At 71.1% G+C, this 20896-nt stretch carries 17 protein-coding genes; 8 read left to right on the forward strand and 9 right to left on the reverse strand.

Annotated features, from left to right (window positions below):
- Positions 1-109 precede the first annotated feature (109 nt).
- The 3 genes from pheA (at position 110) to ACLF5H_RS25125 (ending at position 3621) form a co-directional block, all read left to right on the forward strand.
- Complete coding sequence (gene pheA / locus ACLF5H_RS25115; protein WP_421678293.1) at positions 110-1042, forward strand: prephenate dehydratase; 933 nt, start codon at positions 110-112, stop codon at positions 1040-1042.
- 507 nt (positions 1043-1549) lie between these two features.
- Positions 1550-2827 (forward strand): serine--tRNA ligase, encoded by a 1278-nt coding sequence (gene serS, locus ACLF5H_RS25120; protein ID WP_421678294.1) that lies wholly within the window; start codon positions 1550-1552, stop codon positions 2825-2827.
- Complete coding sequence (locus ACLF5H_RS25125; protein WP_421678295.1) at positions 2824-3621, forward strand: HAD family hydrolase; 798 nt, start codon at positions 2824-2826, stop codon at positions 3619-3621. The genes serS and ACLF5H_RS25125 overlap by 4 nt, the downstream gene beginning before the upstream one ends.
- Before the next feature lie 38 nt (positions 3622-3659).
- Here ACLF5H_RS25125 and ACLF5H_RS25130 read toward each other — a convergent pair whose 3' ends face one another.
- The 5 genes from ACLF5H_RS25130 to ACLF5H_RS25150 form a co-directional block, all read right to left on the reverse strand.
- On the reverse strand, positions 3660-3899 hold the full coding sequence (locus ACLF5H_RS25130) for a hypothetical protein (RefSeq protein ID WP_421678296.1): 240 nt from the start codon (positions 3897-3899) through the stop codon (positions 3660-3662).
- 126 nt (positions 3900-4025) lie between these two features.
- Positions 4026-4745 (reverse strand): ABC transporter permease subunit, encoded by a 720-nt coding sequence (locus tag ACLF5H_RS25135; RefSeq protein ID WP_037650529.1) that lies wholly within the window; start codon positions 4743-4745, stop codon positions 4026-4028.
- Positions 4746-4755: 10 nt separating this feature from the next.
- On the reverse strand, positions 4756-5667 hold the full coding sequence (locus ACLF5H_RS25140) for an ABC transporter ATP-binding protein (RefSeq protein ID WP_421678297.1): 912 nt from the start codon (positions 5665-5667) through the stop codon (positions 4756-4758).
- A complete protein-coding gene (locus tag ACLF5H_RS25145) occupies positions 5664-6572 on the reverse strand; it encodes an ABC transporter permease (protein ID WP_361671908.1) in 909 nt (302 codons plus the stop codon). The genes ACLF5H_RS25140 and ACLF5H_RS25145 overlap by 4 nt, the downstream gene beginning before the upstream one ends.
- Positions 6562-7557 carry an ABC transporter ATP-binding protein gene (locus ACLF5H_RS25150; protein WP_421678561.1) on the reverse strand — a complete coding sequence of 332 codons (996 nt, stop codon included), beginning with the start codon at positions 7555-7557 and terminating at the stop codon, positions 6562-6564. Before ACLF5H_RS25150 ends, ACLF5H_RS25145 begins: the two co-directional genes overlap by 11 nt.
- 245 nt (positions 7558-7802) lie before the next feature.
- Here ACLF5H_RS25150 and ACLF5H_RS25155 point away from each other — a divergent pair, with 245 nt between their 5' ends.
- From ACLF5H_RS25155 to ACLF5H_RS25175, 5 genes are all read left to right on the forward strand, one after another.
- A complete protein-coding gene (locus ACLF5H_RS25155) occupies positions 7803-8645 on the forward strand; it encodes a M24 family metallopeptidase (protein ID WP_421678298.1) in 843 nt (280 codons plus the stop codon).
- Positions 8642-10399, forward strand: a complete 1758-nt coding sequence (locus ACLF5H_RS25160; RefSeq protein WP_421678299.1) for an SDR family oxidoreductase — start codon at positions 8642-8644, stop codon at positions 10397-10399. The genes ACLF5H_RS25155 and ACLF5H_RS25160 overlap by 4 nt, the downstream gene beginning before the upstream one ends.
- 165 nt (positions 10400-10564) lie before the next feature.
- The gene (locus ACLF5H_RS25165) at positions 10565-11113 is read left to right on the forward strand and encodes an RNA 2'-phosphotransferase (RefSeq protein ID WP_421678300.1); all 549 of its coding nucleotides are present in this window, start codon (positions 10565-10567) and stop codon (positions 11111-11113) included.
- A 42-nt stretch (positions 11114-11155) separates the two neighbouring features.
- Positions 11156-12058 carry an LLM class flavin-dependent oxidoreductase gene (locus tag ACLF5H_RS25170; protein WP_421678301.1) on the forward strand — a complete coding sequence of 301 codons (903 nt, stop codon included), beginning with the start codon at positions 11156-11158 and terminating at the stop codon, positions 12056-12058.
- 157 nt (positions 12059-12215) lie between these two features.
- Entirely contained in the window at positions 12216-13085 is an 870-nt protein-coding gene (locus ACLF5H_RS25175; protein ID WP_421678302.1) for an HAD family hydrolase, read from the forward strand.
- Between the two features lie 66 nt (positions 13086-13151).
- On the opposite strand, the gene cydD is transcribed toward ACLF5H_RS25175, so the two are convergent.
- From cydD to hisC, 4 genes are all read right to left on the reverse strand, one after another.
- Entirely contained in the window at positions 13152-16673 is a 3522-nt protein-coding gene (cydD, locus tag ACLF5H_RS25180) for a thiol reductant ABC exporter subunit CydD (protein WP_421678303.1), read from the reverse strand.
- Positions 16674-16732: 59 nt separating this feature from the next.
- Positions 16733-17737 carry a cytochrome d ubiquinol oxidase subunit II gene (cydB, locus tag ACLF5H_RS25185; RefSeq protein ID WP_421678304.1) on the reverse strand — a complete coding sequence of 335 codons (1005 nt, stop codon included), beginning with the start codon at positions 17735-17737 and terminating at the stop codon, positions 16733-16735.
- Positions 17738-17752: 15 nt separating this feature from the next.
- Positions 17753-19261: a cytochrome ubiquinol oxidase subunit I gene (locus ACLF5H_RS25190; RefSeq protein WP_421678305.1), complete on the reverse strand. Its 1509-nt coding sequence runs from the start codon at positions 19259-19261 to the stop codon at positions 17753-17755.
- Between the two features lie 365 nt (positions 19262-19626).
- Complete coding sequence (gene hisC, locus ACLF5H_RS25195; RefSeq protein ID WP_421678306.1) at positions 19627-20706, reverse strand: histidinol-phosphate transaminase; 1080 nt, start codon at positions 20704-20706, stop codon at positions 19627-19629.
- Between the last annotated feature and the right edge of the window lie 190 nt (positions 20707-20896).

The following is a 20896-nucleotide window of genomic DNA, read 5'->3' on the forward strand; positions in this document are numbered from 1 at the left end:
AGCCGATATTCCACCGACTAAGGGGATTTTCCCTTTCCAAACCACCCGGTCGAGTGGTCATCTTGAGACGCCTGAGCTACGACGGCCCGCGGCCATTAGGGTGAGGACCATGCCAGCGAGCTATGCGTATCTCGGCCCCGAGGGCACCTTCACCGAGGTGGCCCTGCGGACGCTGCCGGAGGCGGCCACCCGGGAGCTGACCCCCTACGTGTCGGTGCAGTCCGCGCTCGACGCGGTGCGGGCCGGCGAGGCCGAAGCCGCGTTCGTGCCGATCGAGAACTCGGTCGAGGGCGGCATCACCGCCACCCTGGACGGCCTGGTCGCGGGCGAGCCGCTGACGATCTACCGCGAGGTGCTGCTCTCCATCACCTTCGCGCTGCTGGTCCGGCCGGGCACCCGGCTCGCCGACATCAAGACGGTCTCCGCCCACCCCGCGGCCCAGCCGCAGGTGCGCAACTGGCTGAAGGCCAATCTCCCGGACGCCGTCTGGGAGTCGGCCGCCTCGAACGCGGACGCGGCCCGGCTGGTCCAGGAGGGCCGCTACGACGCCGCCTTCGCGGGCGAGTTCGCCGCCGCCCGGTACGGCCTGGAGGCCCTGGAGACCGGGATCCACGACGCGGAGAACGCGCAGACCCGGTTCGTCCTGGTCGGCCGCCCGGCCCGGCCCGCCGCGAAGACCGGCGCCGACAAGACCTCGGTGGTGCTCTGGCAGCGCACCGACCACCCCGGCGGACTGCGCGATCTGCTCGGCGAGTTCGCCTCGCGCGGGATCAACCTGATGCTGCTCCAGTCCCGGCCGACCGGCGAGGGCATCGGCAACTACTGCTTCTGCGTGGACGCCGAGGGCCATGTCTCCGACCGGCGGATGGCGGCGGCGCTGATGGGCCTGAAGCGGCTCTGCCTCGAAGTGCGCTTCCTCGGCTCCTACCCGCGCGCCGACATCACGCCGGACGAGGCACGCCCCGTATGGCCGGGGACCTCGGACGAGGAGTTCACCCGGGCCGCGGACTGGGTGGCGCGCTGCCAGGACGGCCGCTTCTAGTTATCCACAGGAGTTATCCACAGGTACGCTTCTCGACCTGGGGACAAGTCGACAGCGAAGCGCGACCCAGTCGACAAATCGCCCCACAGCGCACAGACAGGGCGACCTTCACCTGACTCACCCTTCGTCCACCCGTTTCCTTTGGTTCATCTTTTGGGGCGACCGTTTTCCACCCGAAAGTGGGTGTCGATCCACTTTGGCCGGGGAATTCTGCACGTCGACCAAGGGATCCGGAGTGATCAATTCCCGCATCCACAGAACTTCCCCACACCCTGTGGATAACTCTTCGGAGGGTGTGGATTTCTGTGGACAACCGGGCCGCCAAGTCCCGCTCTCCACAAGGAAATCGAGTCAACCGGACGCCCGGGACCTGCCCCGTCCCAGGGAGTGAGACACTTTCCCTTGACACGCGCGGCAATTAGCGCATAACGCACCGTAAGCCGCAAATCCGAGCGCGCCGTAATAGTGATTCGTGAGCGGCATCCCCGCACCGGTAGCCTTGGGCCTGTGATTGACCTTCGCCTGCTCCGTGAGGACCCCGACCGTGTGCGCGCGTCCCAGCGTGCTCGTGGAGAGGATGTCGCGCTCGTCGACTCCCTCCTGTCCGCCGACGAGCGGCGCAGGTCTTCCGGCGTCCGCTTCGACGAACTGCGTGCCGAGCAGAAGCAGCTCGGCAAGCTGATCCCCAAGGCCGGCGCCGACGAGAAGGCCGAACTGCTCAAGCGTGCCGAGCAGCTCAAGGCCGACGTCAAGGCCGCCGACGCCGAGCGCGACGCGGCCGACGCCGAGACCCATGAGCTGCTGCTCCGGCTCGGCAACCTCGTCCACCCCGACGTCCCCGTCGGCGGCGAGGAGGACTTCGTCACCCTGGAGACGCACGGCACCATCCGCGACTTCGGCGCCGAGGGCTTCGAGCCCAAGGACCACCTGGAGCTGGGCCAGCTGCTCGGCGCGATCGACGTCGAGCGCGGCGCCAAGGTCTCCGGCTCCCGCTTCTACTTCCTCACCGGTGTCGGCGCCCTGCTGGAGCTGGCCCTGGTGAACGCGGCGATGGCCCAGGCCACCGCGGCCGGTTTCACCCCGATGCTGACCCCGGCGCTGGTCCGCCCGCAGTCGATGGCCGGCACCGGCTTCCTCGGCCAGGCCGCGCAGGACGTCTACCACCTCGACAAGGACGACCTCTACCTGGTCGGCACCTCCGAGGTGGCGCTCGCGGCGTACCACATGGACGAGATCCTCGACGCCGACAAGCTGCCGCTGCGCTACGCGGGCTTCTCGCCCTGCTTCCGCCGCGAGGCCGGTTCGCACGGCAAGGACACCCGGGGCATCTTCCGCGTGCACCAGTTCGACAAGGTCGAGATGTTCTCGTACGTCGACCCCGCGGACACCCAGGCCGAGCACCAGCGTCTGCTGGCGTGGGAGAAGCAGTGGCTGTCCTCGCTGGAGCTGCCGTTCCGCGTGATCGACGTCGCCTCCGGTGACCTCGGCTCCTCGGCCGCCCGCAAGTTCGACTGCGAGGCGTGGATCCCGACGCAGGGCAAGTACCGCGAGCTGACCTCGACCTCGGACTGCACCGAGTTCCAGTCCCGGCGCCTGTCCATCCGGGTCCGCGACGGCAAGCAGGTCAAGCCGCTCGCCACGCTCAACGGCACGCTGTGCGCCGTACCGCGCACCATCGTGGCGATCCTGGAGAACCACCAGCTGGCCGACGGCTCCGTCCGGGTCCCCGAGGTGCTGCGCCCCTACCTGGGCGGCCGGGAGGTCCTGGAGCCGGTGGCCAGGTGAGCTTCCCCTACGGGCTGGTCGCGACCGACCTGGACGGGACGCTGCTGCGCTCCGACGGGTCGGTCTCCCGGCGCACCCGCGACGCGCTCACCGCGGCCGCCGCGGCGGGCGCCGCGCACATCGTCGTCACCGGCCGGGCCGTCCCCTGGACCCGCCATGTCCTCGACGACCTCGGCTACGACGGCCTCGCGGTCTGCGGCCAGGGCGGCCAGGTGTACGACGCCGGGGCGCACCGCCTGCTGACGTCCGTCACCCTGGACCGTCAGCTGGCGGGGGTGGCGCTGGCCAAGATCGAGGCGGAGGTCGGTCCGCTGCATCTCGCCGCGAGCCGTGACGGGCTGGACGGCGAGGTGCTCGTGGGGCCCGGCTACGCCGTCGCGGGACCGCTCCCCGCGGTCCCCTTCACCGACGCGTCCGATCTCTGGGCCGCGCCGCTGAACAAGATCTACATACAGCATCCGGCGCTGGGCGACGACGAGCTCGCGGAGGCCGCCCGGCAGGCGGCCGGTGGCTTTGTCTCGGTCGCGATGGCCGGCGCGGGCATCGTGGAGCTTCTGCCGCTCGGCCTCTCCAAGGCGACGGGGCTCTCCCTGGCCGCGCGCCGCCTCGGTCTCAAGGCCGCGGACTCGATCGCCTTCGGCGACATGCCGAACGACATCCCGATGTTCGGATGGGCCTCCCGGGGCGTGGCCATGGCCAACGCCCACGAGGAGCTCAAGGCGGTCGCCGACGAGGTGACGTCCTCCAACGAGGAGGACGGGATCGCGGTGGTGCTGGAAGGCCTGCTGGCGTAGCGCCGTCCGAAGCGCCCGCCGCGGCGTCGGCCGCGGACTCACCGCCGCCGACGCCACCCCCGCCGTCGTGCCTTGCTGAAGAACCACCCCGCCGGGGGCTCGTCGGAGCGCCAGGGCTGGGGTTCGGGGGCCTCCGTACGCCAGCGGGCGGACAGCATCCGGGCCCGCGCGGACGGCTCGGAGGCATCGGCGGCCCGCACGAAGTCCTCGTCCAGGACCAGCCCCTCGAAGGCGTCCCCCGCGGGCTCCCCGCCACCCCCTGTCATCTCCTCCGCCATCCCCGGCCTCCTCAGCCGTACAGCCGTACGTCACGATTTGCCCAGTGTGCCCGGCCGGGGATGAAGTCCCCGTCAAAGATCGGGGACGGGCTCCTTGCTCCTCGGGCCCCTTGCCCTTCGGGCTCCTTACTCCTCCCCCGCCAGCTTCAGCGAGCGCAGCTTCTGCCCCGCGTACCAGGTGGCCAGCACGGTCACCACGACCAGCAGCACCACCGCCGTCGTCAGCCCGACGTCGGAGGTGACCAGGTCGCCCCCGGCCACCTTGTGCGCGACCGCGAGCGCCCACTGCTGCACGCTCAGGGTGCGCGCGCCCGGCACCAGGGAGCCGAACAGCGCCTCCCAGACCAGCGCGTACACCAGGCCGAAGACGACCGCGTGCCGGGAGACCGTGCCGAGCAGCAGGAACAGCGCGGAGTAGGCGATGGAGGCCACCAGCGCGGCCACCGTGTAGGCGACGGCGATCTGCTGGCCGTTGCCGTTGAGGATCAGGCCCGCGATCAGCGTGGGCACCGCGGAGAACACCATGGTCACCGCGATGGCCACGATCAGCTTGGTGAAGATGATCGTCGGCCGCTTCAGGGGTTTGGCGAGCAGATAGACGACAGAGCCGTCATCGATCTCCGGACCGATCGCGCCCGTGCCCGCGATGACGCCGATGATCGGCACCATGGTGGCGATCGCGAACCCGCCGAGCACATCGGCGGCCGTCTGGTCGTCCGCACCGCTGAGGGCGCGTACGGCCACGGCGATCACGATGAGCAGCAGCGGCAGCGCGCCGAGGATGAGGGCCCGGCGACGGCCGAGCAGGGCCCGGTAGGTGAGCCGGGCGACTGTGGGGTCGTACATCTTCGGCCTCCTACGCCGCGACCAGGTAAGAGAACACGGATTCCAGGGACTCGTCCGACGGCGAGACCGTGAGCAGCCGGATGCCGTGGTCCCTGGCGACCTTCGGCAGCAGAGCGGTGAAACGGCCGAAGTCGACGGCCTGGACACGCAGCGCGCCCTCGGTGTGGTCGACCTCGATGCCGGCGGTGGACGGGTCGGCGATCAGCGCCGCCGCGAGGGCCCGGTCGTCGCTGGAGCGCACCAGGTAGCGGTGCGGGCGGTCGGTCATCAGGCGGCGGATCTTGCGGTAGTCGCCGCTGGCCGCGTGCCGCCCGGCGACGACGACCTCGATGTGCCGGGCGAGCTGCTCGACCTCCTCCAGGATGTGCGAGGAGAACAGCACCGTGCGGCCCTCGTCGCCCATCCTCCGCAGCAGGTCCATCAGCTGCATGCGCTGGCGCGGGTCCATGCCGTTGAACGGCTCGTCCAGCAGGAGCAGCGAGGGGTCGTGCACCAGGGCGCTGGCCATCTTCACGCGCTGGCGCATGCCCTTGGAGTACGTGGCGATCCTGCGGTCCTGGGCGTACTCCATCTCGACGGTGGCCAGGGCCCGCTGGGCGGCCTTGTCGCCGAGGCCGTGCAGTTCCGCGTTGGCCACGACGAACTCGCGCCCGGTGAGGAAGTCGTACATCGCCTCCCGCTCGGGGACGATGCCGATGTGCCGGTAGATCCCCTCGTTGCGCCACACCGGCTGTCCGTCGAGGGTGACCGTGCCGGTGGAGGGGGCGAGGAAGCCGCCCATCATGTTGATCAGGGTGGACTTCCCGGCGCCGTTCGGGCCGAGCAGTCCGGTCACGCCGGGGCCGACGGTCATGGTGATGTCGTTGACGGCGACCACGTTGCCGAACCAGCGGGAGACATGGTCGATGCTGAGGGTCGTCACAGTCCCACCTTCTTGTAGCGGCGCACCAGGAGGCCGTAGCTGCCGGCGATCAGTGCGAGGGTGACGAGGACGTAGACGATGCCCTCTCCGGTCGAGGGGGCGACCCCGCCGGGGTTCTGGGCGGTTGCGCCGAGGAAGGCGGACTGCACGCCGTCGATCAGGGTGACCGGCGAGAACAGGCCGATCCACGGGATGGCGGCGGAGTGCCCCTGGACCTCCGCGATGCCCTGGAGGGTGGAGACCGCCCCGTAGGTGATGACCAGTACGGCGATCACGGCGGCGATGCCGAAGCCGCGGCGCGGGGTGACGGCGGCGATGACCAGGCCGATGCCGGCGAAGAGCAGGGAGAGCAGGGCCACGGAGACCAGTCCCTCGGCGAATTCCTTCGTCTGGTGGGCGAAGCCCAGCTTGGACAGCAGCGCCCCCACGTACATCACCAGCAGGGGAGCGGCGGTGAGGATGAAGATCGCCGAGGCGAGCGCGGCGAACTTGGCGCGCACGTAGTCGGCGGTCTCGATCGGCCGCGAGAAGTACAGCGGGACCGTCTTGAAGCGCAGGTCGCGGGAGACGGCCTGGGGCGCCTGGGAGGCGACGTACAGGCTGATGACGGCCTGGAGCATGATCGCGTACCGCGTGTAGGCGACCGGCAGTTCGTGCGCCTTGGTGGCGACGGCGACGGCGACCATGATGGCGGCGGGCACGCACATGACCGCGAACAGCAGCATGGGCAGCACCTTGGACTTCACCGAGCGGCCGAGGCCGTAGGCGCCGCGCAGGGACTGCGAGTACAGGGAGCGGCGGGCGTAGGCACGGCCGAGGCGCGGGCCGTCGTAGCCGCGGTAGCCGATGTCGTGGATCCGGGTCGTCTCGCCCGGGGGCGAGGTCAGGGGCTGCTCAACCGCCATGGCCGACGGCCTCCTTCCGCTGCTCGTCGCCGCCGTGGCCGCTGCCTTCGGCGGTGTCGGTGGTGGTGAAGACCTCGGAGATGTGGTGCCGGCGCTGCTCCATGCGGACCAGGCCGAGGCCGAGGTCGGCGACCACGTCGCGCACCAGGTCGTACGTCTCCTCGCCCGCGGCGGTCAGCAGCAGGATGTGGCCGGCGCCGGGCAGGCCCGCGCCCTCGTGGTGGGTCTCCACCCCGCGTCCGCGCAGCGCGTCGCGGACCGCGGCGGTGCCGTCGGGGTGGGTGTCGCTGTCGGTGACCTCGATCGCGAGGGTGGTCGTGGTCTGTGTGAAGTCGGTGGTGGAGCTGGAGCGCAGCAGCTTGCCGCCGTCGATGACGACCACGTGGTCGCAGGTCCGCTCCAGCTCGCCCAGCAGGTGCGAGGTGACCAGGACGGAGATGCCGAAGTCGGAGTGGACGCGGCGGATCAGGCCGAGCATCTCGTCGCGGCCGACCGGGTCGAGGCCGTTGGTCGGCTCGTCCAGGAAGACCAGCTTGGGGTCGTGCACCAGGGCCTGCGCAAGCTTCACCCGCTGCTTCATGCCGGTCGAGTAGCCGCCGATGGGGCGGTAGCGCTCCTCGTACAGGCCGACATGGCGCAGGGTGTCCGCGGTGCGCTCGCGCGCGGCCGTGGGCGGCAGCCCCGACATGCGCGCCATGTGCACGACGAACTCGGTCGCCGAGACGTCCGGCGGCAGGCAGTCGTGCTCCGGCATGTAGCCGACCTGTTCGCGGATGGCGGCGCCCTCGGTGGCGATGTCCAGGCCCAGCACCCGGGCGCTGCCCTCGGTGGCGGGGGACAGCCCCAGCAGGATTTTGATCAGGGTGGACTTGCCGGCGCCGTTGGCTCCGACGAGTCCGGTCACCCCGGGCCCGATGTCCACGGACAGCCGGTCGAGCGCGGTCACCCGGGGGAACCGCTTGCTCAGGCTTTCGGTCGCGATCACAGTCACCCACCGAACGGTAGTGATCCCGGCCACGCCGGTCGTCAGACCACAGAGCCGTCTTCGGGTCCGCCCCAGGTATTACAGGACCCTAGGGGCCGCCCCTCCCTAAGGGTCACCCGGACTTGCCCCTGGCTCGCGCTCCCGCCTATTGACGCCGCCTCTAACAACTGCGAGATTCACCTCTGTCAAGTTACGAACGCGTACCGCAGCCGACACGAATCGGCCGGACCACGGGACGAGGCGGCATGACGACGGCAGTGAGCAGTGAACTCCCCACGGAGCTGCGGGGATTCAGCAAGGTGCAGCGCCTCGCCTACGAGTGCGCGGAGGCGGTCGCGGCGCGCCTGGAGCCGGGGGTGACCGAGCGTGACGCCGCGCGGATGCAGCGGGAGTGGCTGCGCGAGCGCGGGGTGCGCGACTGGTTCCATCTGCCCTTCGCCTGGTTCGGGGACCGTACGGCGTTCGTGAACTTCCGGATCCCGCTCCAGTTCTTCCCGACCGACCGCGCGCTTGAGCCCGGGATGCCGTTCATCCTGGACATGGCCCCGGTGTTCGAGGGATACACGGCGGACATCGGCTACTCGGGGTCCCTCGGGGTGAACCCCGTGCAGGACCGGCTGATGGCCGACCTGGAGGCGCACCGGGAGCTGATCCTGCGCGAGGTGCGCGAGCGGCGCCCGCTGCGCGAGATCTACGAGGACGTGGAGCGGCTGATGGTCCGCCAGGGCTACGCCAACCGGCATCGGGCCTACCCCTTCGGCGTGATCGCGCACAAGGTGGACCGGGTGCGCGAGCGCCGCTTCGCGCCCCATGTCTTCGGTTTCGGCACCCAGTCCCTGAAGGGCCTCGCCTCGGACGCGCTGCACGGCCACCGCGAGGGCTGGTCGCCGCTGTGGTCGCCGTATCGCTTCTCGGACCATCCGCCGAAGCCGGGCCTGTGGGCGGTCGAACCGCATCTGGGCTTCCGGGGCACGGGGGCGAAGTTCGAGGAGCTCCTCGTGGTCACCGACTCGAAGGACCCCGAGCAGAGCGCGTTCTGGCTGGACGACGAGCTGCCGCATGTGCGGCGCTGGGCGGAGGAGAAGTGACGACCCTGAAGGGTGCGCGCGAGCGCACGGTACGGACCGGCGGAATCGACCTGTGCGTGGCCGAACTGGGCGACGCGCAGCAGCCGACGGTGGTCCTGGTGCACGGCTATCCGGACAGCAAGGAGGTGTGGTCCGAGATGGCCCCGCGCCTCGCGGAGCGCTTCCATGTGGTGCTGTACGACGTCCGGGGCCACGGCCGCTCCACGGCGCCGCGGCCGTTGCGCGGCGGCTTCACGCTGGCCAAGCTCACGGACGACTTCCTGGCCGTGGTGGACGCGGTGAGCCCGGATCGCCCGGTGCATCTCGTCGGCCATGACTGGGGCTCGGTGCAGTCCTGGGAGTTCGTCACGGTCAGCCGCACGGAGGGCCGGATCGCCTCCTTCACCACCGTATCCGGGCCCTCCCTCGACCACTTCGGCCACTGGATCAACGACCGCCTGAAGCGTCCGACGCCCCGCCGGGCCGCCCAGCTCCTGGGCCAGGGCGCCAAGTCCTGGTACGTGGGCATGCTGCACACCCCGGCCCTGCCGGAGCTGGCCTGGCGCGGCCCGCTCGGCAAGCACTGGCCGAAGCTCCTGGAGCGGAGCGAGGGCATCCCGGCCGGTGACTACCCGACCTCCTCCCTGCCCCAGGACGCGGCCCACGGCGCCTGGCTGTACCGGGACAACGTGCGCCCGCGGCTGAGCCACCCCCGCCCGGACGCGTTCGCGCACGCGCCGGTGCAGCTGATCACGCCCGAGGGCGACGCGTTCCTCTCCGCGCGGCTCTACGACGACCTGGACCGCTGGGTGCCCCAGCTGACCCGGCGCACGATCCCGGCCAAGCACTGGGCGCCGCGCACCCGGCCGGACCAGCTGGCCGCCTGGATCGAGGAGTTCGTCCTGTCGGTGGAGGGCGGCCGCCCCGAGCCGAGGGCGAGCGGGCCCCACTCGGCGCGGTTCGGCGGGCAGCTGGTGCTGGTCACCGGCGCGGGCAGCGGGATCGGCCGGGCGACGGCGTTCGCGTTCGCGGAGGCGGGCGCGCGGCTGGTGGCCGTCGACCGGGACGCGGAGGCGGCGGCCCGCACCGCGGAACTGGCCCGGCTGATCGGCGCGCCCGAGGCATGGTCCGAGACGGCGGACGTCTCGGACGAGCAGGCCATGGAGAAGCTGGCCGAGCGGGTCCACCGCGCGTACGGCGTGCTGGACGTGCTGGTCAACAACGCGGGCATCGGCCTGTCCGGGTCCTTCTTCGCCACGACCACCGAGGACTGGCGCAAGGTCCTCGACGTCAACCTCTGGGGCGTGATCCACGGCTGCCGGCTCTTCGGGGCGCGGATGGCCGAGCGGGGCCAGGGCGGCCATATCGTCAACATCGCGTCCGCCGCCGCGTTCCAGCCGTCCCGGGTGCTGCCCGCCTACAGCACCTCGAAGGCGGCGGTCCTCATGCTCTCCGAGTGCCTGCGCGCGGAGCTGGCGTCCCAGGCGATCGGCGTCACGGCGATCTGCCCCGGCATCGTCAACACCAACATCACCTCCACGGCGCGCTTCGCCGGTGCCGACGAGGCCGAGGAGCGCCGTCTGCAGAAGAACTCCGCCCGTCTGTACGGGCTGCGCAACTACCCGCCGGAGAAGGTGGCTTCGGCGATCCTGGACGCGGTGGTCCACAACCGCCCGGTGGTCCCGGTGACACCGGAGGCGCGGGGCGCGCACTTTCTGTCCCGGGTGCTGCCGGGGGCGCTGCGCCGACTGGCCCGGGTGGAGCCCAAGGTGTGAGCCGGATGGGGGCGTTGAGGATGCTGCTCCTCAACGCCCGCGCCGGGCACTCCAGTTGTCCACAACTTCGCCCAATCCCCTGTGGATAACCGGGGTTTCCTGTGGATCAAACCTCGCCCGCGAAAACAAGCTGCGTGATCCGTGTCTCTCGCCCACCCTGAACCCATGGACGAAAGACGCACGGTGAAGGTCTCGAAGTACCTCTCCCGGCACCTCCGCCACCAGCCGGCCCGCATCGGCCTCACCCCCGACCCCGCCGGCTGGGTGGACATCGACGCCCTGATCACCGCGGCGGCCGAGCACGGCTTCCCCTTCACCCGTGAGGAACTCGACCGGGTCGTCGCCACCAACGACAAACGGCGCTTCACGATCGAGGGCGCCCGCATCCGCGCCAACCAGGGCCACACCATCGCCGTGGACCTGGGCCTGCCACCGGCCACCCCGCCGCCGTACCTCTACCACGGCACCCACCCCGGTGCCCTGGAGTCCATCCGGGCCACCGGTCTGAAGCCCATGGACCGGCATGCCGTGCATCTCTCCCCCGACCGTGACACCGCCACCCGGGTCGGTGCCCGCCGGGGCCGACCGGTCGTCCTCGTGGTCGACGCCGGCGCCCTGCACCGTGACGGCCATGTCTTCCACGTCAGCGCCAACGGCGTCTGGCTGACCGCCGCCGTGCCCCCGCGCTATCTGCGCTTCCCCGGACCCCGCTGACCTCGCCCGCACCGCCCCGACCCACCGCTTACCCTCGAACGCATGAGTCTGCGTCTGAGCACCGTGATCCTGCCCCACCGCCGCTGGCACGAGGGCGGCCGCGCCACCTGGGTGCGCGCCGAGCAGCTGGGTTTCCACACGGCGTACACCTACGACCACCTGTCCTGGCGCAGCTTCCGTGACGGCCCCTGGTTCGGTGCCGTCCCCACCCTGACCGCCGCCGCGGCCGCCACCGAGCGGCTCCGCCTCGGCACCCTGGTCACCTCCCCTAACTTCCGCCACCCGGTCACCCTCGCCAAGGAACTGATCTCCCTGGACGACGTCTCGGGCGGCCGGATCACCCTGGGCATCGGCGCCGGCGGCACCGGCTTCGACGCCACCGCCCTCGGCCAGGAAGCATGGACCCCGCGCGAGCGCGCCGACCGCTTCGCCGAGTTCGTGCCGCTGCTCGACCGGCTGCTCCGCGAGGACGCGGTGACGTACGAGGGCCGCTACTACTCGGCGGACGAGGCACGCAACATCCCGGGCTGCGTACAGCGCCCCCGGCTGCCGTTCGCCGTCGCCGCCACCGGCCCCCGCGGGCTGCGGCTCGCCGCGCGCCACGGCCAGGCATGGGTGACCACGGGCGACCCGAAGCTGTACGAGACGGGCACCCCGGAGCAGTCGGTGGAGGCGCTGCGCGGACAGCTGGCCCGGCTGACCGACGCCTGCGCGGAGGCCGGCCGGGACGTCGCCGGTCTGGACAAGGTCCTGCTCACCGGCTTCACCCCGGACCGCGGCCGCCCGCTCACCTCGCTGGACGCGTTCGTGGACTTCGCCGGGCGCCACCGGGACCTCGGCTTCACCGAGATCGTCCTGCACTGGCCCATCCCGGACTCCGACTTCGCCGCCGACGAGAAGATCTTCGAACGGATCGCCATGGAGGGCCTCGCCCAGCTCGGCTGACGTGTCCTGAGGCATGACCTGCCCTGGGGCACGCTCCCGTGTGTCCCGGGACACCTCGTGGGGCCCCAGGGGCCCCGGGGGCGCCCGGAGCGTCATCTGTGTCTCATCTGTGCACAGTTCCGCACGCCCGTGCGGGCATATGCGCGAGAATGACCGGATGACCTCAGCGACCAGGCAACCCGGGACCCCCGCCGCCGCGATCCGCCCGCGGCTGATCGCCACCGACCTCGACGGCACCCTGCTGCACGACGACAAGTCGGTCTCCCCGCGGACCGTCGCCGCCCTGGCCGCCGCCGAGCGGGCCGGCATCGAGGTCTTCTTCGTCACCGGCCGCCCGGCCCGCTGGATGGACGTCGTCAGCGACCATGTCCACGGCCACGGCCTGGCCATCTGCGGCAACGGCGCCGCCGTGGTCGACCTGGGCGCCGGCCCCGGCACCCACCGGTTCACCAAGGTGCGCGAGCTGGCCCGCGCCAACGCCCTGGACGCGGTCCGGCTGCTGCGCGAGGCCGCGCCCGGCACGGTGTTCGCGGTCGAGCAGACCTACGGCTTCCACCAGGAGCCCGCCTATCCCCGGCTGCACATGGAGGTGCCGGGCCACCGGCTGCCCGCCGAGGAGCTGCTCGCGCCGGACAGCCCGACCGCGGCGCAGCCCGTGCTCAAGATCCTCGCCCACCACGCCACCCTCGACCCGGACGCCTTCCTCACCCTGGCCCGCCTGGCCGTCGGCGAGCGCGCCACGGTCACCCGCTCCAGCCCCAGCGCCCTGCTGGAACTCAGCGGCCCGGGGGTCTCCAAGGCCAGCACGCTCGCCCTGTGCTGTGCCGAGCGCGGCATCTCGCACGAGGAGGTCGTCGCCTTCGGGGACATGCCCAACGACATCGAGATGCTGACCTGGGCCGGGCAGTCGTACGCCATGGGCAACGCCCACCCTGACGCCGTCGCCGCCGCCTCCGGCCGCACCGCCGCCAACACGGAGGACGGCGTGGCGATCGTGATCGAGCGCCTGCTCGACCAGCACGGCTAGACCGGGCGGCCGGGGTCCCGCGTCACCGTCCGCCGAGGCATCGTCCGCGGGCGGTGCCCCGGGCTCTCACCGCGCTCCCACCAGCGACTCCGCCTCCGCCTCGCGGCGCGCCATCGCGCGCAGCGGACCGTCCACCGCGGCGAGTTCCGCGTAGGGGCCCCGCTGCACGACGCGGCCCGCATCAAGCACCAGGACCTCGTCCACCTCGTCGAGACCGGCGAGCCGGTGGGTGATCAGCAGCGTCGTACGGCCCTCGGTGGCGGCCAGCAGATCGGCGGTGAGCGCGTCGGCCGTCGGCAGGTCCAGATGCTCGGCCGGCTCGTCCAGGACCAGCACGGGGAAGTCGGCGAGCAGCGCGCGGGCCAGTGCGAGGCGCTGCCGCTGGCCGCCGGACAGCCGCGCCCCGTGCTCGCCGACCAGGGTGTCCAGGCCGTCGGGCAGCCCGTCCACCCAGTCGAGCAGCCGGGCCCGCGCCAGCGCCCCGCGCAGCTCGGCCTCGGTGGCGCCCTTCCTGGCCAGCAGCAGGTTCTCGCGCACCGAGCTGTCGAAGAGATGCGCGTCCTGGGCGCACAGCCCGACCAGCCGCCGCACCTCGTCGCCGGACAGCTCGGAGGCGTTCACCCCGGCGAGGGTGTAGGAGCCGGAGCGCGGGTCGAGGAAGCGCAGCAGCACCTGGGCGAGGGTCGTCTTGCCGGAGCCGGAGGCCCCCACCACGGCGATCCGGCGGCCCTGCTCCAGCGTCAGATCGAGCCCGTCCAGCGCCTGGCCGCGCTGCCCCTCGTGCCGCGCGGCCAGCCCCTTGAGGACCAGCGGGAACGGCGTCGCGGGCGCCGGGCGGGGCCGCTCGGGCTCGCGCACCGGCTCCGGCGCGTCCAGCACCTCCCGCACCCGCTCCGCGCTGCGCCGCACCCGCTGCCGGTGGCGGACGGCGAGCGGCATCCCGAGTACGGCCTCGAACGCGGCCAGCGGGGTGAGGACGACGACGGCCAGCGCGACGCCGCCGAGCCGTCCGGCCGCCACCGCCTGCACGCCGAACAGCGCCATGGCCGTGACGGTCAGGCCGGAGACCAGCGCGGTGAGCCCGTCGCCGAGCGCGGTGACGGCGGCCGCGCGGGAGGCGATCCGGGTCAGGGTGCCGTCCGCCCGCTTGGCCGCGCCGGTACGGGCGGGCAGCGCGCCGGCCACGGTCAGCTCGGCGGTGCCGGTGAGCAGATCGGTGACGCGGGTCGCCAGTTCGCCGCGGGCGGGTGCCAGCCTGCGCTCGGTGTGCCGGGCCGCGGCCGCGGTCACCAGGGGCACACCGGCCCCGGCGGCGAGCAGGCCCACCGCGAGGGCGGCGCCCGCCTCGGGGAGCAGCCAGGCCGTGAAGCCGACGGTCGCGCCGGAGACGAGCAGGGCGACGGAGGCGGGCAGCAGCCAGCGCAGCCAGTAGTCCTGGAGCTCGTCCACGTCCGTGACCAGGCGGCTCAGCAGATCACCGCGGCGGGCGTCGCGCAGCCCGGCGGGGGCCAGGCGTTCGAGCCGCCGGTAGACCGCGACCCGGGTGTCGGCCAGCATCCGCAGCACGGCGTCGTGCGAGACCAGCCGCTCGGCGTAGCGGAACACCGCCCGCCCGATCCCGAACGCCCGCGTGGCCGTCACGGCCACCATCAGATACAGCACCGGCGGCTGCTGCGACGCCCGCGAGATCAGCCATCCCGAGGTCGCCATCAGCCCCACGGCACTCCCGAGCGCGAGACCCCCGAGCACCAACGCCAGCACCAGCCGCCCCCGCCGAGCCCCGGCCATCCCACGGACCCAGCCGAGGGCACTGCGGGGGCGGTCCGACGTGTCGGGCTGTTCGGCCAGGGCCGACTGTCCTGCTGTCCGCTCACCTTCCAGTGCCGAGTTTCGGGGGTCCAGGGGGCGGAGCCCCTCGGTACGCCCGGTGTCCCCACCCGCACCCACCGGCTCCGGCTCGGCGGGCTCCAGTCGTACGACCCTGTCGGCCACCTCCAGCAGCGCGGGCCGATGCACGACCACCAGCACCGTGCGGCCCACCGCGAGCCGCCGCACCGCCGAGACGACCTCCGCCTCGGTCGCCCCGTCCAACGCCGCCGTCGGCTCGTCCAGCACCAGTACCGGCCGATCCGACAGAAACGCCCGCGCCAATGCCAACCGCTGCCGCTGACCCGCCGAGAGCCCCGCCCCGTCCTCCCCGAGCACCGTGCCGGTCCCCTCCGGCAACGCGGCCACGAACTCCCACGCGCCCGCGTCCCGCAACGCCCGCCGCACCGCCTCGTCGTCCGCCGAGGGCCGCGCCAGCCGTACGTTCTCGGCGATCGTCCCGGCGTACAGATGCGGCCGCTGCGGCACCCATGCGATCCGCGACCGCCACTGCGCCGGATCCAGTTCGGCGAGGTCGGCACCGCCGACCCGCACCCGCCCCGCGACGGGCCGTACGAATCCCAGCAGCACGTTCAGCAGCGTGGACTTGCCCACCCCGCTCGGCCCGACCAACGCCACGGTCTCCCCGGGCTCGACGGTGAACGACACCTCGCTCACCGCGTCCACGGACCGCCCGGGATACCGCACCGTGACCGACTCGAAGGCCACCGCACCCGACGGCACCGCCCCGGTCCCGGCCAGGGGCACCGGCGTCTCCAGCACCTCGAAGATCTCTTCCGCGGCGGCCAGTCCCTCCGCCGCCGCGTGGTACTGCGCCCCCACCTGGCGCAGCGGCAGATACGCCTCCGGCGCCAGCACCAGGATCACCAGCCCGATGTACAGATCCATATCGCCGTGGACCAGCCGCATGCCGATCGTCACGGCCACCAGCGCCACCGATAGCGTGGCGAGCAGTTCCAGCGCGAAGGAGGAGATGAAGGCGATCCGCAGGGTGCGCATGGTCGCCTGGCGGTACTCACCGGTGATCCGCCGGATGGACTCGGCCTGCGCCTTGGCCCGGCCGAACACCTTCAGCGTGGGCAGCCCCGCGACCACGTCCAGGAAGTGGCCGGACAACCGGGACAGCAGCCGCCACTGCCGGTCCGTGCGCGCCTGTGTGGCCCAGCCGATCAGCATCATGAACAGCGGAATGAGCGGCAGGGTGCCGACGATGATCGCCGCCGACACCCAGTCCTCGGTGACGATCCGCGCCAGCACCGCCACCGGCACCACCACCGCGAGCCCCAACTGCGGCAGATAGCGCGAGAAGTAGTCGTCGAGGGCGTCGACCCCGCGCGTGGCCAGGTTGACCAGCGAGCCGGTGCGCTGCCCGCCGAGCCACTCGGGACCGAGTTCCGCCGCCCGCTCCAACAGCCGCCCCCGCAGCTCGGACTTCACCGCCGCGCTCGCCCGGTGGGCGGCACGTTCGGTGAGCCAGGCGACCAGGGCCCGCCCCACGGACACCGCCACCAGGAGCAGCAGGGGAGTGGTCAGTTCGGCCAGGGAACGCCCGTGCTGAAAGGCACCGACGACCACCTCGGCGATGAGCATCGCCTGGGCGATGACCAGCCCGGCGCCGACGGCGCCCAGGGCGACGACCGCCACCAGGAAGAAGCGGGTGGCACGGGCGTACCTCAGCAGACGAGGATCGACTGGTTTCACGTGAAACAGGCCCTTCGGTCCAGAGGGTGTGTTTCACGTGAAACACACCCTCGGCGGACTCAGTGTGCGGCTTCGGCGATGTGCTGCGTGCCGATCCGCTTGCGGAACACCCAGTAGGTCCAACCCTGATAGAGCACCACCAGCGGGGTGGCGATCACCGCGAGCCAGGTCATGATCTTCAAGGTGTACGGGCTGGACGAGGCGTTGCTGACCGTCAGGCTCCACTCGCCGTTGAGGGTGGACGGCATGACGTTCGGGAAGAGCGACAGGAAGAGCATCGCCACGGCCGCCACGATGGTGAGGCCGGACAGGCTGAACGCCCATCCCTCGCGCCCGAGTTGGTTGGCTGTCAGCGCGCCCACCAGGGCGAGGACCGCCACGGCCAGGGCGATGAGGCTCTTGCCGTCACCGCTGTCGGCCTGCGTCCACAGCAGGAAGCCCACCGCCAGCACGGCGGCGACGAGACCGGCCCACAGGGCCAGCTGCCGCGCCCGCCCCCGGATGTCCCCGACGGTCTTGAGCGCCGTGAACACCGCCCCGTGGAAGGTGAACAGCGTGAGCGTCACCAGTCCGCCGAGCAGGGCGTAGGGGTTGAGCAGGTCCCAGACGCTGCCGACGTACTCGAAGTGCTGGTCGATCTTGACGCCCCGCACGATGTTCCCGAAGGCCACGCCCCACAGGAACGCCGGGATCAGGGAGGTCCAGAAGATCGCCGTCTCCCAGTTGCGCTGCCAGTTCTCCTCGGGCCGCTTCGCCCGGTACTCGAAGGCCACACCCCGCACGATCAGGCAGACCAGGATGGCCAGCAGGGGCAGATAGAAGCCGGAGAAGAGGGTGGCGTACCAGTCGGGGAAGGCGGCGAAGGTCGCGCCACCCGCCGTGAGCAGCCACACCTCATTGCCGTCCCAGACGGGCCCGATGGTGTTGATGAGCACCCGCCGCTCGGCCCGGTTCCGGGCCAGCAGCTTGGTGAGGATCCCGACCCCGAAGTCGAAGCCCTCCAGGAAGAAGTAGCCGGTCCACAGGACGGCGATCAGGACGAACCAGACGTCGTGAAGTTCCATGACTGTTCCCTCGGCCTAGTACGAGAAGGCCATCGGCCGGTCGGCGTCACGGGTGTCGCCGCCGATCTTCGTGGGCGGGTTGAGGTCGTCCTCGGTCAGCTCGGGCGGCCCGGCCTTGATGTACTTCGCGAGCAGCTTGACCTCGATCACCGCGAGGACCGCGTACAGCGAGGTGAAGACGATCATCGAGGTGAGGACCTCGCCCTGGGAGACGCCGGGGGAGACCGCGTCCCGGGTCTGGAGCACGCCGTAGACGACCCACGGCTGACGGCCCATCTCGGTGAAGATCCAGCCCCAGGAGTTGGCGATCAGCGGGAAGGCCATGGTCCAGGTCGCGATGCGCCAGTACCAGGGCGTCAGCCCGGCGCCGAGCGCCTTCTTGCGGAAGAGCACCAGGTGCGGCACCTCGTCCTCGCCGACCCGCAGATGCTCCGGCAGCATGAACTTCTTACGGGTCAGCCAGAGCCCGGCCAGGCCGATGGCGAAGGACGCCATGCCGAAGCCGATCATCCAGCGGAAGCCCCAGAAGGCGACGGGAATGTTGGGCCGGTAGTCGCCGGGCCCGAACTTCTGCTGCTCGGCCTTGTTGACGTCGTTGATCCCGGGGACCTCCGACGTGAAGTTGTCGTTGGCGAGGAAGGAGAGCAGGCCGGGTATCTCGATCGCGACCGTATTGTGGCCCTTCTCCACATCGCCGTAGGCGAAGATCGAGAACGGCGCCGGCTTCTGGCCGTCCCACAGCGCCTCGGCGGCGGCCATCTTCATCGGCTGCTGCTTGAACATGACCTTGCCGAGGGTGTCGCCGCTGACCGCGGTGAGCATGCCGGCGATGACCACGGTGATCAGACCGAGCCGCAGCGAGGTCTTCATCTCGCGGATGTGCTTCTTGCGGGCCAGGTGGTAGGCGGAGATGCCGACCATGAAGGCGCCACCGGTCAGAAACGCGGCGGCCAGCGTGTGGAATGCCTGGCTCAGCGCGGTGTTCTGGGTGAGCACCGCCAGGAAGTCGGTGAGCTCGGCACGCCCCCTGGCCTTGTCGATCTTGTAGCCGACCGGGTGCTGCATCCAGGAGTTGGCCGCGAGGATGAAGTACGCCGACAGGATCGTGCCGATCGAGACCATCCAGATGCAGGCCAGGTGGATCTTCTTCGGCAGCTTGTCCCAGCCGAAGATCCACAGCCCGATGAACGTGGACTCGAAGAAGAACGCGATCAGCGCCTCGAAGGCCAGCGGGGCGCCGAAGATGTCACCGACGAAGCGCGAGTAGGCGGACCAGTTCATGCCGAACTGGAACTCCTGCACGATGCCGGTGACCACACCCATCGCGATGTTGATCAGGAAGAGCTTGCCCCAGAACTTCGTCGCTCTGAGGTACTTCTCCTTCTCCGTGCGCACCCACGCCGTCTGCAACCCGGCCGTGAGGGCGGCCAGGGAGATCGTCAGCGGAACGAACAGGAAGTGGTAGACGGTCGTGATGCCGAACTGCCAGCGCGCCAGTGTCTCCGGCGCCAATGCCAGGTCCACGTCGTCACTCTCCTTACTACGCCGTGGTACTGCGGCGATTCGCCCCGACTGTCACCTACATACGGGGCAAACGGGACGCGCTTGTGAACGCGTTCACATTCACAAGCCATTATGGCGCACCGCTTTTCAGCCAGGAAGTCCGGGGTCGTTCCCTTGCCTCGGAGTCAAGATCTCCGAAGTCCTCGACGCGTCCCTTCGAAGGGGCCGTTACTCGGGCATGGATCTTCGGACCGCGGGTAACCCCCGCCGTGAGCAGCAAGGATGTCGCCGATGTCCCTGTTTCACGTGAAACGGGCGCCCGGCAGAGCCGGGCGCCCGTGGTGTCCTCCGGCGTGAGCCGGATTACAGCTGCTGAGTGAGCAGGATTACAGGTCCTTGTGGAAGGCCTCCGAGACCTTCAGGAAGATGTCGTTCGCCTCGGCCTCGCCGATCGTGACCCGGGCACCCTCGCCCGCGAACGGCCGGACCACGACGCCGTGCTCCTCACAGGCCTGCGCGAACGCCGTCGTACGCTCCCCGAGCCGCATCCACACGAAGTTGGCCTGCGTCTCCGGCACCGTCCAGCCCTGCGCACGCAGCGCGTCCACCACCCGGGTGCGCTCGCAGACCAGCGAGCCGACCCGGCCCAGCAGCTCGTCCTCGGCCCGCAGCGAGGCGATCGCCGCCTCCTGCGCCAGCTGGCTCACGCCGAACGGCACCGCCGTCTTGCGCAGCGCGGCGGCCACCGGCTCATGGGCGATCGCGAAACCGACGCGCAGCCCGGCGAGGCCGTACGCCTTGGAGAAGGTCCGCAGGACACAGACGTTGGGCCGCTCCCGGTACAGCTCGACACCGTCGGGCACCTCGGGGTCGCGGATGAACTCCCGGTACGCCTCGTCCAGCACCACCAGGACGTCCTTCGGCACCCGGTCCAGGAAGCGCTCCAGCTCGGCCCGCCGTACCACCGTGCCGGTCGGGTTGTTCGGGTTGCAGACGAAGATCAGCCGCGTCCGGTCGGTGATCGCCTCCGCCATCGCGTCCAGGTCGTGCACATCGCCGGGCGTGAGCGGCACCTGCACCGACCGGGCCCCGTTGATCTGCGTGATGATCGGGTACGCCTCGAAGGAGCGCCAGGCGTAGATCACCTCGTCGCCGGGACCGCTGGTCGCCTGGATCAGCTGCTGAGCCACGCCCACCGAGCCCGTGCCGGTGGCCACGTGGGAGGCCGGCACCCCGAAGCGCTCCGCCAGCTCCTCCGTCAGGGCGGCGCACGCCATGTCGGGGTAGCGGTTGAAGGAGGCGGCAGCCGCGGTCACGCGCTCCAGCACGCCGGGCAGCGGCGGGTACGGGTTCTCGTTCGAGGACAGCTTGTAGGCGGCCGGTCCGTCGGACGCGGCCGGCTTGCCCGGCTTGTAGGTGGGGATACCCTCCAGCTCGGCGCGCAGCTTGGGGCTCGTCTCGCTCACCGCAGTCCTCCTCGCGACCACCGGCGGACCGTCGACGCCGCCGGCTTCCAATACTGCTCACCATATGAGGATTCGGCTGCCCTGAGTACTGGCCCTGGGCAAAGCTCCTGGGCTCATGGCCACAACAGGGGCATCACCGGGCATCGCCTCCTGAAGGCGGATCTTTCGGGGGGCGCACCGTACATATATC

Source organism: Streptomyces sp. LaBMicrA B280 (genome assembly GCF_049222185.1).
Classification (GTDB): domain Bacteria; phylum Actinomycetota; class Actinomycetes; order Streptomycetales; family Streptomycetaceae; genus Streptomyces; species Streptomyces murinus.